Annotated in this window: 11 protein-coding genes and 1 pseudogene; 8 read left to right on the plus strand and 4 right to left on the minus strand. The window is 63.4% G+C overall.

What is annotated here, in order from left to right:
- The first annotated feature begins 23 nt into the window (after positions 1-23).
- Both ACRHIG_RS21555 and ACRHIG_RS21560 read left to right on the plus strand, forming a co-directional pair.
- On the plus strand, positions 24-365 hold the full coding sequence (locus ACRHIG_RS21555; protein ID WP_489627846.1) for a hypothetical protein: 342 nt from the start codon (positions 24-26) through the stop codon (positions 363-365).
- Positions 362-883, plus strand: a complete 522-nt coding sequence (locus tag ACRHIG_RS21560; RefSeq protein ID WP_489627847.1) for a ribonuclease HI family protein — start codon at positions 362-364, stop codon at positions 881-883. Before ACRHIG_RS21555 ends, ACRHIG_RS21560 begins: the two co-directional genes overlap by 4 nt.
- Here ACRHIG_RS21560 and ACRHIG_RS21565 read toward each other — a convergent pair.
- The 3 genes from ACRHIG_RS21565 to ACRHIG_RS21575 all read right to left on the minus strand — a co-directional run bounded on the left by ACRHIG_RS21565 (position 880) and on the right by ACRHIG_RS21575 (position 4,961).
- Positions 880-2,517, minus strand: a complete 1,638-nt coding sequence (locus ACRHIG_RS21565) for a methyl-accepting chemotaxis protein (protein ID WP_489627848.1) — start codon at positions 2,515-2,517, stop codon at positions 880-882. The genes ACRHIG_RS21560 and ACRHIG_RS21565 overlap by 4 nt on opposite strands.
- A gap of 81 nt (positions 2,518-2,598) precedes the next feature.
- Positions 2,599-4,227: a methyl-accepting chemotaxis protein gene (locus ACRHIG_RS21570; RefSeq protein ID WP_475414262.1), complete on the minus strand. Its 1,629-nt coding sequence runs from the start codon at positions 4,225-4,227 to the stop codon at positions 2,599-2,601.
- A gap of 242 nt (positions 4,228-4,469) precedes the next feature.
- Complete coding sequence (locus tag ACRHIG_RS21575) at positions 4,470-4,961, minus strand: chemotaxis protein CheW (protein WP_034752308.1); 492 nt, start codon at positions 4,959-4,961, stop codon at positions 4,470-4,472.
- 328 nt (positions 4,962-5,289) lie between these two features.
- Between ACRHIG_RS21575 and ACRHIG_RS21580 the strand changes: the two genes are divergently transcribed.
- The 4 genes from ACRHIG_RS21580 to ACRHIG_RS21595 all read left to right on the plus strand — a co-directional run bounded on the left by ACRHIG_RS21580 (position 5,290) and on the right by ACRHIG_RS21595 (position 9,125).
- Positions 5,290-5,940 (plus strand): HD domain-containing protein, encoded by a 651-nt coding sequence (locus ACRHIG_RS21580; protein ID WP_489627849.1) that lies wholly within the window; start codon positions 5,290-5,292, stop codon positions 5,938-5,940.
- A gap of 117 nt (positions 5,941-6,057) precedes the next feature.
- A complete protein-coding gene (locus tag ACRHIG_RS21585) occupies positions 6,058-7,338 on the plus strand; it encodes a TCR/Tet family MFS transporter (RefSeq protein WP_489627850.1) in 1,281 nt (426 codons plus the stop codon).
- 100 nt (positions 7,339-7,438) lie between these two features.
- On the plus strand, positions 7,439-8,260 hold the full coding sequence (locus ACRHIG_RS21590) for a substrate-binding periplasmic protein (RefSeq protein WP_489627851.1): 822 nt from the start codon (positions 7,439-7,441) through the stop codon (positions 8,258-8,260).
- Positions 8,261-8,267: 7 nt separating this feature from the next.
- Positions 8,268-9,125 (plus strand): EamA family transporter, encoded by an 858-nt coding sequence (locus ACRHIG_RS21595; RefSeq protein WP_489627852.1) that lies wholly within the window; start codon positions 8,268-8,270, stop codon positions 9,123-9,125.
- On the opposite strand, the gene ACRHIG_RS21600 is transcribed toward ACRHIG_RS21595, so the two are convergent.
- Positions 9,122-11,065: a CocE/NonD family hydrolase gene (locus ACRHIG_RS21600; protein ID WP_489627853.1), complete on the minus strand. Its 1,944-nt coding sequence runs from the start codon at positions 11,063-11,065 to the stop codon at positions 9,122-9,124. The two genes, ACRHIG_RS21595 and ACRHIG_RS21600, sit on opposite strands and share 4 nt — an antisense overlap.
- 316 nt (positions 11,066-11,381) lie before the next feature.
- On the opposite strand from ACRHIG_RS21600, the pseudogene trpS reads away from it, so the two are divergent.
- Both trpS and ACRHIG_RS21610 read left to right on the plus strand, forming a co-directional pair.
- Positions 11,382-12,457 (plus strand): annotated as a pseudogene (trpS, locus tag ACRHIG_RS21605) (tryptophan--tRNA ligase).
- Positions 12,458-12,577: 120 nt separating this feature from the next.
- The gene (locus ACRHIG_RS21610) at positions 12,578-14,167 is read left to right on the plus strand and encodes a pyridoxal-dependent decarboxylase (RefSeq protein ID WP_489627854.1); all 1,590 of its coding nucleotides are present in this window, start codon (positions 12,578-12,580) and stop codon (positions 14,165-14,167) included.
- Positions 14,168-14,169: the final 2 nt, after the last annotated feature.

The following is a 14,169-nucleotide window of genomic DNA, read 5'->3' on the forward strand; positions in this document are numbered from 1 at the left end:
TCTTTCCCCTACAAAAGGCACGCATGAGCGGCTCCTCCCTTTCCAAACGTCATCTCGCCCTGCTGCTGTCGGCCCTCGTCTTCCCCGGCAGCGGGCATTTTGTCTTGCAACGCAAGGCCCGTGGCTGCCTCTTCCTCGTGCCGGCCCTGGTCGCGCTGGCGATCGTATTGCGCCAGATCATGGCACGATTGGACCAGGTTATGGCAGAGATCGACAGCGGCGCCCTGCCCCTCGACGTGCAGCTGATCATGGAAAAAGTGGAGGCACTCTCCGCCAATGACGGCCCCGCCATGACGGTGGCCGTCTGTGTGCTGGTGGCGTGCTGGATAGGCAGCCTGATCGACACCTTGCTGATCAAGCCATGACGACGGAAGCAGCGGCGCGCAATGAACGCAAAAAACGCAAGGAAGCGAAGATGCAGGCGCGCCGCGCCCAGCTGGCGCTCAGCCGCCAGGACCATGGCGGCCCGCTGGCCTGGCGCGGCTGGTTCGACGGTTCCGCCCACCCGAACCCGGGCAAGCTGGGCATAGGCGCCCTGCTGCAGGGACCGAACGGCGAGCGCATCGAAGTGAGCGAGGCGGCCGGTTATGGCAGCAGCAGCGATGCGGAATATGCGGCCCTGACGGCCGTGCTGCAGGCGGCACTCGGCGTGCGCCCGCCGCCCGTGCAACTGCTGCTGTACGGCGACAGCCAGGTGGTGATCAATGACGTGCTGGGAACGACGCACGTGGGCGCCAAGGGGCTGGAAACGCAGAGGGCCACCGTCGTGGCCCTGCTGGAACAATTCACGGATGTAAGCTTGCGCTGGCTGCCGCGCCACCGCAATGGCGAGGCGGACCGGCTGTCGCAGCTGGCCATCGCCGGCTGGGTGGAGAAAGATTAAGCGGCGCGGCCGATCCGCAAGGCTTCTTGCGGCTCTTTCGCCACCGCACGTTGCTTGCCCTTCAAACCGCTGACACTCGCCTGCTGGGCATTGAGCTTGAACACGCTGACGACTTGCGCCAGGTTATGCGCCTGGTGCTGCATCGATTCGGCCGCCGCCGCCGACTCCTCCACCAGCGCCGCATTCTGTTGCGTCACGGCATCCATCTGGCCGATGGCGCGGTTGATCTCGTCGATGCCCACGCTTTGCTCGCTGCTCGCTGCCGTGATTTCCGTGATGATGTCGCTCACGCGCTGCACGCTGTCGACGATGTCGTTCATGGTCGAACCGGCTTGCGCCACCAGCATGCTGCCCGCGTTGACTTGCTCCACGGAAGCACCGATCAGCGTCTTGATCTCTTTCGCGGCGCTGGCCGAGCGCTGGGCCAGGTTGCGCACTTCGGACGCCACGACGGCAAAGCCGCGGCCCTGCTCGCCGGCACGGGCCGCTTCCACGGCCGCATTCAGGGCCAGGATGTTCGTCTGGAAGGCGATACCGTCGATGACGCTGATGATGTCGACGATCTTGTTCGACGACGCGTTGATCGATTCCATCGTGCCCACCACCTGCGCCACGACTTCGCCGCCCTTGACGGCCACTTGCGCGGCCGAGGCCGCCAGCTGGTTCGCCTGGCGCGCATTGTCCGCATTCTGTTTCACGGTGCTGGTCAGCTCTTCCATCGACGAGGCTGTTTCCTCCAGGGAACCGGCCTGCTCTTCCGTGCGGGAAGACAGGTCCTGGTTGCCGGCGGCAATCTGCGTCGACGAGGTCGCGATGCTGTCCGTGCCGCTGCGCACTTCGCCGACGATGTTGAGCAGGCTCGTGTTCATGTCCTTCAGGGCCAACAGCAGTTGCCCCGTTTCATCCTTGGCGCTGGCGTCGATCTGCGCCGTCAAATCGCCATCGGCCACCTTGCGGGCGATGTCCACGGCCGTGCGCAGGGGACGTACGATGCCCATCGTCAACAGCCAGGCGCAGACGACGCCAAAGCCCAGCGCCAGCACAGCCAGGGTCAGCAGCAAGTTGCGGCTGGTATTGGCGACGGTGTCGATCTCGCGCGCCGTCGTATCGATGCTGGCGCGCTGGTGCTGCAGCATGTCGTTGACCACTTTCAGGTATTTCGTCGAACCGGGCACGAAAATGCCCTGGAACGCCTGTTCCGCTTCCGCTTCATGTCCATCCGCCTTCAGCTTCGACACTTGCGCGCGTGAATCGAGGTAAACCTTGCGCTGTTCGCTCACCAGGCGGAACAGTTCCTTTTCTTCCGGGCTGGAAATCAAGGCTTCGATTTTCTTTTGCAGTTCGCCCGAGACGACGGACGACTGTTTCGCCTCTTCCGCAAAATACGCGCCCAAGGTCGTGTCGCTGCTGCGCGCGATGGCCGTGGTGCGGCGCACGCCGCTGTCGATCTTGGAATACCAGTCGGAAATATAGCGTTCCTTCGCCAGCGGCAGCTCCATCATGGTGCGCGTGGCCGTGGCCACGTCGTGCAAGCGCCACACGCTGATGCCCGTGATGAGCATGGAAAACAGCAAAATCACGGCAAAACCCAGGCCGAGGCGCACACCAATACTGACGTTTCTTAACAAATTCATGTGAATATCCTAAAAAAGCGGAACCAGACTATATAAAAGGGGGACAGCAGAAAGCGGCCGCACGGGGCGGCCACGACGGCATCAGCGTGTGCCGATGCGCAAGGCGGTTTGCGGTACGGCCGGGCGTTTCAGCGCGTGTGTTACACCGTTCGCACCGCTGTGGCCATGCAGTTTAAAGACGCTGACGACTTGCGCCAGGTTATGCGCCTGGTGCTGCATCGATTCGGCCGCCGCCGCCGACTCTTCCACCAGCGCCGCATTCTGCTGCGTCACGGCATCCATCTGGCCGATGGCGCGGTTGATCTCGTCGATGCCCACGCTTTGCTCGCTGCTCGCTGCCGTGATTTCCGTGATGATGTCGCTCACGCGCTGCACGCTGTCGACGATGTCGTTCATGGTCGAGCCGGCTTGCGCCACCAGCATGCTGCCCGCGTTGACTTGCTCCACGGAAGCACCGATCAGCGTCTTGATCTCTTTCGCGGCGCTGGCCGAGCGCTGGGCCAGGTTGCGCACTTCGGACGCCACGACGGCAAAGCCGCGGCCCTGCTCACCGGCACGGGCCGCTTCCACGGCCGCATTCAGGGCCAGGATGTTCGTCTGGAAGGCGATGCCGTCGATCACGCTGATGATGTCGACGATCTTGTTCGACGACGCGTTGATCGATTCCATCGTGCCCACCACCTGCGCCACGACTTCGCCGCCCTTGACGGCCACTTGCGCGGCCGAGGCCGCCAGCTGGTTCGCCTGGCGCGCATTGTCCGCATTCTGCTTCACGGTGCTGGTCAGCTCTTCCATCGACGAGGCTGTTTCCTCCAGGGAACCGGCCTGCTCTTCCGTGCGGGAAGACAGGTCCTGGTTGCCGGCGGCAATCTGCGTCGACGAGGTCGCGATGCTGTCCGTACCGCTGCGCACTTCGCCGACGATGTTGAGCAGGCTCGTGTTCATGTCCTTCAGGGCCAACAGCAGTTGCCCCGTTTCATCCTTGGCGCTGGCATCGATCTGCGCCGTCAAGTCGCCATCGGCCACCTTGCGGGCGATGTCCACGGCCGTGCGCAGGGGGCGCACGATGCCCATCGTCAAGACCCAGGCGCAGACGACGCCAAAAGCCAGCGCCAGCACGGCCAGCACCAGCATCAGGTTGCGGCTGGTATTGGCCACGGCGTCGATCTCGCGCGCCGTCGTGTCGATGCTGGCGCGCTGGTGTTCCAGCAATTCCTGCACCATCTTCTGGTACTTGGCGGCGGCCGGCACGAAGGTCTTTTCAAACACGTCATTGGCGGCATCGACCTGCGCTTCACCCTTGAGCTTGTAGACCTGGTCGCGCGAACCGATATATACCTTGCGCTGTTCCAGCAAGCCCGCGAACATGGCTTTTTCTTCCGGCTTGTCGATCAGCGCCTCGATCTTCTTTTGCAGTTCGGCCGAGCTGGCCGACGAGACTTTCGATTCTTCGGCGAAATAGCCACTGAGCGAAGTGTCGCTGCTGCGGGCAATGGCGATGGTGCGGCGTACGGCGCTGTCGATGCGGCCATACCAGTCGGAAATATAGCGTTCCTTCGCCAGCGGCTGCTCCATCATGACGCGCGTGGCGCTGGCCACGTCGTGCAGGCGCCAGACGCTGATGCCCGTAATGAGCATGGAAAACAGCAAAATCACGGCAAAACCGAGTCCGAGGCGGACACCGATGCTGACGTTGCGTAATACATTCATGTGACTATCCTAAAAAGCCCTGCCGTCAACCTGAGACAAGCTGACGATCTCGCTCATGGGCGGGCGCTGGCTGGCCGCTGTCGCGAATTGGCGTAAAAAGTGAAACGAAAGTGAAACTGGCGCACGGTTCGGCTGAACCGTGCGCCAGGAAAGGTGCTAGCGTGCACCTTGCAGAAAAAGCAAACAATGCTTGGGGTCAATTGTTTCCGACAAACTTGATCTAAATGACCTTCAGCAAGAACTTAGGCAGCAAGCTTCTCGATCAGGCCCATGTCGGCGCTGGACATCAGCTGGTCGATATCGACCAGGATCAGCATGCGTTCGTCGATGGTGCCCAGGCCGATCACATATTCCGTATTGATCGAACGGCCCATGTCAGGCGCCGGCTTGATCTGTTCCGGCATCAGGGTGGTGACATCGGAGACGCGGTCGACGACCATGCCGACGACGCGGTTGCCGATATTGAGGATGATGACGACGGTAAACTGGTCGTAGCTGGGCGTGCCCAGGTTGAACTTGATGCGCATGTCGACGATCGGCACGATGATGCCGCGCAGGTTGACCACGCCCTTGACGAACTCGGGCGCGTTGGCGATGCGGGTCGGCGTTTCATAGCTGCGGATTTCGCTGACTTTCTGGATGTCGATGCCATACTCTTCCTGGCCGAGGGTAAAGGCCAGGTATTCGGCAGCCTTGGCAACGGTGGCGCCAGTGTCGCTGGAATTGGTGTTCATGATGATCCTTTCGTTAACTCGCCTGGGGCGCAGACCAAGGCACGCTGCGCGCAACCTTGGACGTGACGCGCCATGCACGATGGAATGGCCGCCACTGCTATGTTTTTGCAAATACTTTCTCGCAATTAGCTTATGCTTCTAATTTCCGTGCGGCAATGTTACCCCATGTAAATTTTACATGCACTAAAAAAGAGCGGCCGTCTGATTTTGGCTTTTCAAAAATGCAATTTATGTGGCGAATACGGCACGCCGCAGCGTCACGCTCCCCGCCGCACGGGGCGGCGTTTTATGCCACACTGGCGGCCCCTGCTTTTTATGACTTTGAACCATGGATTCTTTGCTTTCTCAATGGCAGCCACGCCTGCTGGCGCTGGCCGCGGCCGGCCTGGGCGATGACGGCGCCCACGACATCAACCACCTGCACCGCGTCTGGCGCAACGCCAGCGTCCTGCTGCAGGAGCATGCGCAGGCCGACGCCCTCACCGTGATGGCCGCCTGCTATCTGCACGACCTCGTCAACCTGCCGAAAAACCACCCCGAGCGCCACCTGGCCTCGCGCCAGGCAGCCACCCTCGCTTGCCGCCAGCTGGCCGAACTGGACTTCCCGGCAGAAAAATTGGCTGGCGTGGCCCACGCCATCGAGACGCACAGTTTTTCCGCCAACTTGCCGCCGCACACGCTCGAAGCGCAGATCGTGCAGGATGCCGACCGCATCGACGCGCTGGGCGCCGTCGGACTGGCGCGCCTGTTCTATACGGCGGCGCGCATGGATAGCGCGCTGGCGCACGGCACGGATCCGCTGGCCCGGCATCGCGAACTCGACGACAAGGCGTATGCGCTCGACCATATCGTCACCAAGCTCGACAAGCTGCCCGGCAAGATGCAGACGGCGGCCGGCCGCGCGCTGGCTGAACGGCGCCTGGCCGTGCTGACGGATTTCCGCGCCGCCTTTGCCGACGAATGGGGAGTTGCGCTCTGACATGGGTGGCGATAGCCAGTCTGGTCCACGCTGTCTATAATGCAAGCCTCAGCTATTGCGCCGCGCCAGCAGAAAACTGCAGCGCGCTGGCGCTTTGCCAACGCGCCGAAAGCATGCATGTCCGATAAAACCAGCCCCGACGGCCATTCCCCGTCCAACGACGCGCCCGCGCGCGCCGGCAACCTCAATTTCATCCTCGTCTGCGTCTTCATCGACATGCTGGGCATCGGCCTGGTGGTACCCGTACTGCCCATCCTGATCGGCGACTTTGTCGACGGCAAGGATGCGCAGGCGTTCTGGTACGGCATCATGGCGGCCGTCTTCGGCTTGCTGCAGTTCATCTTCATGCCCATGCTGGGCGCCATCAGCGACCGCGTGGGACGCCGTCCCGTGCTGCTGTACTCGATGGCCGGCATGGGCATCAATTTCCTCGCCACGGGCTGGGCGCCGAACCTGGCTTGCCTGTTCATCGGCCGCATCATCGGCGGCGTCTCGTCGGCCAGCATGTCGGTCGCGTCCGCCTACGCCTCCGATATTTCCACCCACGATAACCGCGCCAAGAGCTTCGGCAAGATCGGCGCCGCCTTCGGTCTGGGCTTCATCTGCGGCCCCATGCTGGGCGGCCTGCTGGGCGAGATCAACCTGCGCCTGCCGTTTTACGTGGCGGCCGGCCTGTCAGCGGCCAATTTCATCTATGGCTATTTCTGCGTGCCCGAATCGCTGCGGCCCGGTCCCCGCGCGCCCTTTACTTTGGCGCGCATCAATCCGTTCGCCGCCCTGATAAAACTGGTGCGCCGCGTGGAGATCCGCGGCCTGGTGCTGGCCTTCGGCCTGATGACGTTTGCACAAATGATGCTCAACACCACCTGGGTGCTGTACACGCATTTCCGCTTCGACTGGACGCCGCGCCAGAACGGCATCGCCATGTTCTGCGTGGGCCTGTGCGCGGCCGTCGTGCAGGCGGGCTTGCTGGGCATCCTCATCAAGCGTTTCGGTGAAGTGCGTTTGTCCTTGCTGGGCATGGCGTCTGGCGCCCTCACCTACCTGCTGTACGGCCTGGCCACGCAAGGCTGGATGATGTATGCGTTGATCCTGTGCAACCTGCTGGCCTTTGCCGCCGGCCCAGCACTGCAAGGCATCATCTCGAAATCATCGAACGCCGGCGAACAGGGCGAACTGATGGGCTCCCTGCAATCGATCAGCAGCCTGGGCATCATCTTCATGCCTTTGCTCGGCAGCATGATCCTCGGCGAGGTGAGCCACTTGCCGCCGCAGGACTGGCGCATCGGCAGCACCTTCTATCTGTGCGCCATCATGCAAACCCTGGGCATCGTGGTGGCCTGGCGCTACTTCCAGGCGCAGCGCCAGGCAAGACTTGTGGTTTCCACCACAAAGTAGTCAGCGGGATAATATTGCATTTGAGAAATAGATCGGCGAGAATGGGATAATCAAGCGGACGTTGCCGACGCCCGCGATTCGATGGTGAGCAAGGATGGGTATGACTGACTTTTATTCCAGCGCCTGGCGCCGGACCATGGCCATGCTGGCGCTGGCGCTGCCGGCCCTGGCGGGCGCGCAATGCTCGCGCGACATCCAGGTGCCCGTCTCGGCCATCGGCGCCAGCGTGGTGGTCAATGGCGCCGCCATCGGCGGCATCTACCCCGACTTGCTGCGCAGCATGGGCGCCAAGCTCGGCTGTAATTTCATCTTCACGGCCGTGCCCCGCGCGCGCCTGGAGGCGATGTTCGAGGCGGGCAAGGCCGACATGCTGATACCCGCCAGCAGCACGCCGCGGCGCGACCAGCACGGCCTGTTCATCCCCCTGATGGGCAGCCGGCCTCTGCTGATCTCGCTGCAAGGCACGCGCACGCCCATCAACACCATGCAGGAACTGATCGAGCGGCGCGACTTGCGCGTGGCGCTCGTGCGCGGCTACGACTATGGCGTGTCCTACCAGGCGCTGGCCAAGGAGCTGAGCGGCCAGGGCCGCCTGTTCTACGAAGTCGACGCGCTGTCCGTGGCGCGCCTGATGCAAAGCGGCTTCATCGACGCCACCATCATGAGCCCCACCATCCTCGCCGGCGTGGCGCAAAACGATGCGCGCGTGTACGGCCTGGCCGACCGCCTGCGCCTGGAAGCCTTGCCGGAATTGCCGTGGGGCATGAGCGGCGTCTACCTGTCGCGCAAGTCGCTGACGGCGGATGACCAGGCGGCCCTGCGCGAACTGCTGGAAAAAGCCAGCCGCTCGGGCTCCCTGATGGAAAGCTTCCAGCGCCATCACCGCCAGGAACTGTTGTCGCAGAGCATACGCCCGCGCTAAGGCCTGCATGTCCGGTCTCGTCGTCGCCGTCGTCCTGTTTGCCGCCCTGCTGCATGCCAGCTGGAACGCCATCGTCAAGTCGGGCAAGGATACCTTTCTCACCACCGTGCTCGTCTCCGTGGGCGCGGCCCTGATCTCGCTGGCAATCCTGCCCTTCGTCGATGCTCCCGCGCCCGCCAGCTGGCCCTACTTGGCCGCCTCGGCCGTGGCGCAGCTCGCCTATTATTCTCTGCTGGCGGCCGCCTACCAGGCCGGCGACATGAGCCATGCCTACCCGCTGATGCGCGGCAGCGCGCCGCTGATCGTGGCGCTGGCCAGCTGGCCGCTGATCGGCGAGCGCCTGTCTTCCATGCAGATGGGCGCCATCGCCTGCATCTGCGCGGGCATCTTCGGCCTGTATGTTGCCGCGCGCCGGCCCGCCACGGCCATCGCCGCGAAAAACACGGGACGCGCCACCGCCTTTGCGCTGGGCAACGCCTGCGTCATCGCCAGCTATACCCTGATCGACGGCATCGGCGTGCGCCTGTCCGGCGCGCCGGCCGCCTACACCATGTGGATTTTTGTCTTGAACGGTACGGGACTGCTGCTATGGACGGTGCTGCGCCGCCGCGCCGGCCTGCTGGCCTATGCGCAAACCCAATGGCATCTGGCCGCCTTTGGCGGTTTCGGCACCCTGGCCTCGTATGGACTGGCCCTGTGGGCCATGACGCAGGCACCCGTGGCGGCCATCGCGGCCCTGCGCGAAACATCGATCCTGTTCGCCATCGCCATTGCGGCCCTGTTCCTGCGCGAAAAGATCAGCCCCCGCCGCTATGTGGCCATCGGCCTGATCGCGGCGGGCGCCATCCTCATGCGCATGGGCTAGCGGGCGTCGAGCGGCGCGATCGGCAACTCGATCGCGCTGGCCGCCCCTGCCGCGTGGTACACGCGCTGCGTCGCCTTTCTATAATGGCCTGGGTCGGCCAGGAAGATGTTAGGCACGTAGTTTTGCGGGTTGCGGTCGTACAGGGGGAACCAGCTCGACTGCACTTGCACGGCAATGCGGTGACCGGGCAGGAAGACGTGATTCGCGTTCGGCAAGGCGAAGCGGTAGCGCTCCACTTTGCCCGCCGGTATCGGCGTCGGGTGCTCGAAGCTGTCGCGGTAGCGCCCGCGGAAGATATCCATGGCCACGCCCAGCTGGTAGCCGCCCATGGCCGGCTGCGACGGCACTTCGTCCGGATACACGTCGATCAGTTTCACCACCCAGTCCGCATCCGTGCCGCTGGTGGCGGCGAACAGGTTGACCATCGGTGCGCCGGCGATGCGCACGGCCGTTTTCAACGGTTCCGAAACATAGCTGAGCACGTCCGTGCGGTCCGCATAGCCGCGCTGGTCGCTGACCAGCCATGGCTTCCACACGTCGGCATCGCTCAGGCGCACGGGACGGGGCACGAAAGGCACGGGCTTGGCCGGATCGGCCACGTATTCGTCGAACGCGCCTTCCGCCGCCTCCGCAGCGCCCGATGGCGCCGCAAAGCCCAGCCTGGAACCGTCCTGCAGGTAGATCGGCGTCAGCTTCGTGTCGCAGGTCTCGCAAGCCAGCGGCCACTGCTGCAGGCGCTGCCACTGGTTGGTGCCGCTCTGGTAGGACACGACGGGCGCCGTGTTCGCTTCCGGCGCGCCATCCTTCAGGTATTGATTGAGGAATGGCTGCATGACTTTTTCGCGGAACTGGCGTGCCGTATCGCCGTCAAACTTCAGGGCGCCCAGGCTGGAGCCTTCATAGTTGACGCCGCTATGGCGCCACGGGCCGATGGCCAGGTAATTGAGGTTGTTGTGCTTGTCGCGCCCTTCCATCGCCGTATAGGTGGCATAGGGGCCATAGATGTCTTCCTGGTCCCACTGCCCCACCACGTGCATGGTGGGCACGATCAGCGGACGCTTGGCGAGGATTTTATCGAGCGCCTGTTCCTGCCAGTAACTGTCGTAGGCCGGATGCTCGAACAGCTTTTTCGTGTAGGTCAGCTTGTCGATGCCGAATTTCTTCGCGAAATCACCGGCCGAGCCGATGCGCAGATACGCGTCGTAGTCGTCGTAGACGCCCAGCACGGGCGCCTCGCCGCTGCCGCGCACGCTCGTCTGCCACGCCAGATAAGACAGGCTCGGCATGCGGAAGGCGCCGTTATGGAACCAGTCGTCGCCGCGCCAGCCATCGACCATGGCGCTCATGGGAATGGCCACCTTCAGCGCCGGATGCGGGTCGACCAGGGCCATCAGTACCGTATGCCCTTCGTACGAGGAACCGAGCATGCCCACCTTGCCATTGCTTTCCGGTACATTTTTCACCAGCCAATCGATGGTGTCCCATGCATCGGTCACGTTATCGACCTTGGTATTGTTCAGCGGGCCGCGCACGGGGCGCGTCATCACGTAATCGCCTTCCGAGCCATGCTTGCCGCGCACGTCCTGGAACACGCGGATGTAGCCGTTTTCCACCAGGGTATCGTCGCCCTGCGGCAAGGTGGCCAGCATGCTGGCGCTGGTGGCGCGCTGCGCGCGGCGGGCCGCGTTGTACGGCGTGCGCGTGAGCATGATCGGCGCCCGCTTGGCGTCCTTCGGCACGACGATCACCGTGTACAGCTTGACGCCGTCGCGCATGGGGATCATCACCACGCGCTTGACGTAATCATTCATATCGGGCATCACCAGCCTGGCGCCGATATCGGGCGCCATCGGCGGCGTTTGCGCCAGCACGGGCGCGGCAAACAGGGAACTCATAACCAGGGCCAGGCCGGTGAGCCGGACGGGGGACGACACGCGCATACTGTTCTCCAATGATTCATGCCACGCAAAAGTGGCCGAACGGCAATAGTACCCGGAAAGCAAGTTCCGCAGTAGGCTAGCCTCTGACGCGGCGCAGCAGATATATGGGCACGCAACTTGACAGAACGCGCCCGAACTGCAACCATATCGCCATGAAATTTATCCCGTCACAACACGCCTGCTTGAATTGGTGGTCCCGCTCACTTTCGCGCGGCCACTCTATAGTGATGTGAATTTGATCCACGCCGCCTCGATCGGTGGCGTAACAGGCTCAGCCTGGATCATCCCCGATGCAGGCGGCTCAAAAGGAAACTTGATGAGCTTGCCTAACACCCCCGATACCCCCGACACCGACAACGCCCCGGCAGCACCGCTGTCCGCCGCCGCCATCGCGTCGCAATCCGTGATCCTGACAGGCGACCGCCCCACCGGCCCCCTGCACCTGGGCCACTACGTGGGCAGCCTGCGCGACCGCGTCGCCTACCAGAACAGCTACAAGCAATTCATCATGCTGGCCGACGCGCAGGCGCTGACGGACAATATGGACGACATCGACAAGGTGCACCGCAACGTCGTCGAAGTGGCGCTCGACTACCTGGCCGTCGGCATCGACCCGAGCAAGACCACGGTCTTCATCCAGTCGCAGATCCCGGAACTGGCCGAGCTGACCTTTTACTACCTGAACATCGTCACCGTGGCGCGCCTCGAGCGCAATCCCACCGTCAAGGAAGAAATCCGCCTGCGCGGCTTCGAGCGCGACATTCCGGCCGGTTTCCTGACCTACCCGGCCAGCCAGGCGGCCGACATCACGGCCTTCAAGGCGGGCGTGGTGCCCGTGGGCGAAGACCAGATCCCCATGATCGAGCAAACGAATGAAATCGTGCGCCGCTTCAACCGCATGTACAACCGTGAAGTGCTGATGGAATGCAAGGCGCTGGTGCCGGATATCGGCCGCCTGCCCGGCATCGACGGCAAGGCGAAGATGAGCAAGTCGCTGGGCAACACCATCAACCTGGGCGCGACCCCGGCCGAAATCACGGCCGCCGTGAAAAAGTCTACACCGACCCGCTGCACCTGCGCGTGGAAGACCCGGGTCACCTGGAAGGCAACATCGCGTTTACCTACCTGGACGCGTTCGATCCGGAAAAAGCGGCGCTGGCCGAAATGAAAGCCCATTACGTGCGCGGCGGCCTGGGCGACAGCATCGTCAAGAAGCGCCTGGACGTGGTCTTGCAGGAAATGCTGGCGCCGATCCGCGCCCGCCGCGAAGAGTTCGCAAAAGACAAGGGGCAGGTCATCCAGATGTTGAAAGAAGGCACTTTCAAGGCGCGCGAAGTGGCGGCCCGCACGGCCGATGAAGTCAAGTCGGCGCTGGGCCTGAATTACTTCTAATTACCATTTGCAAATAGCAAACTGATGCGCCCAGGCGGAGTCGGGTAAAATCCCGCTTCCGCCTGGGCGCAATTCGTTTGTCACCGTGGCACCAGCAATCCGTAGAAAAGACAACGCGCCATGACCGAGACCCCTATCGAACAGCTGCTGCGGCAGCATTTTTCCATCGATGCGCTGCAGCAGGCACCCGCGCCCTTGCAGCAGGCCCTGCGCATGCTGGGCGGCTGGCTGGCGGCCGAACGCGCCGAACCGTATCCGCACACGCCGTATGCGGAACTGCTGACGCAGCTGTCCGACATCAGCCCGCCCGCGCACGGCATGCCCGTGGCCGATTTCCTGCAGGAGCTGGACGCCACCGTGCTGGCCAATACGGCCCAGCTGAACCATCCGCAATACATCGGCCACATGACGCAGGCCTTGCCCTGGATCAGCGTGCTGGCCGAAGCGTTTACGGCCACCCTGAACCAGAACCAGGTCAAGATCGAGACGGCGTACGTGTCGACCCTGATCGAAAAGCAGATCCTGGGCTGGCTGCACCGCCAGGTGTACCAGCAGCCGGACGCCGTCTACGCGCAGGCCATGGCCGCCACCAGCGGCGCGCTGGGCAATGTCGTCAATGGCGGCACCATGGGCAACCTGACGGCGCTGGCCGTGGCACTGGAAAAACAATTGCCCGGCACGCGCAAACGCGGTCTGTTTGCCGCCATGCAAGAATCCGGCTACGCGGGACTGGCCGTGATCGGTTCGGCCCGCAGCCATTATTCCGTGAAAAAGGCGCTGGCGACCCTGGGCCTCGGCGAAAACGCCCTGCACCTGGTGGCCGTCGACCGCGACAACCGCATCGACGTCGCCGCGCTGGAAGCGACGATTGCCGACTTAAAGTCGCGCAAGATCAAGGTCGTCGCCATGATCGGCATCGCCGGCACGACGGAAACGGGCGCCATCGACCCGCTGGCCGCCATGGCGGCGATTGCCGCGCGGGAAAACATCTGGTTCCACGTGGATGCGGCCTGGGGCGGGGCCCTGCTGATTGCCGAACAGTACCGCGCCCTGTACGACGGCATCGCCCTGGCCGACTCCGTCGTCATCGACGGGCATAAATTGCTGTGGGTGCCGATGGCGCAAAGCATGGTGCTGTTCAAGGACAGCGCCAGCCTGAACCTGTTGAAGCACAACGCCAACTACATCCTGCGCGACAACTCGGGCGACCTGGGCCAGACGTCGCTGGAAGGCTCGCGCCGCTTCGATGCCTTGAAACTGTGGACCTCATTCAAGGTGCTGGGCGTGTCCGGCTACACGGCCCTGCTGCGGCAGGCGGCCACCTTGTCCGGCCAGTTGCAGGACTTGCTGGCAGACCAGCAGGATTTCGAACTCGTCACGCGCTCCGACACCTTCATTCTCACCTACCGCTACGTGCCCGCGCCCTTGCGCCAGCGCATGGAGACAATGCTGGCCGGCGGACAGGTTGAGGCGGCCACCGAGCTGAACAAGCAGCTGAACACCTTGAACGCCAAGCTGCAAAACCGCCAAAAGGCCGAAGGCCACAGCTTCGTGTCGCGCACGGTGCTCGAATCGACGCGCTACCCTGGCCCGACCAACGTGCTGCGCGTTGTCATGACGAATGTCAAGACACGCCCCCACCACCTGCGCGCCATCCTGGCCGAACAGCGGGCCATCGGCCAGGCGCTGGTGGCGGAACTGGGCCTGTAAGA

It is taken from the genome of Janthinobacterium sp. C22 (genome assembly GCF_057919405.1).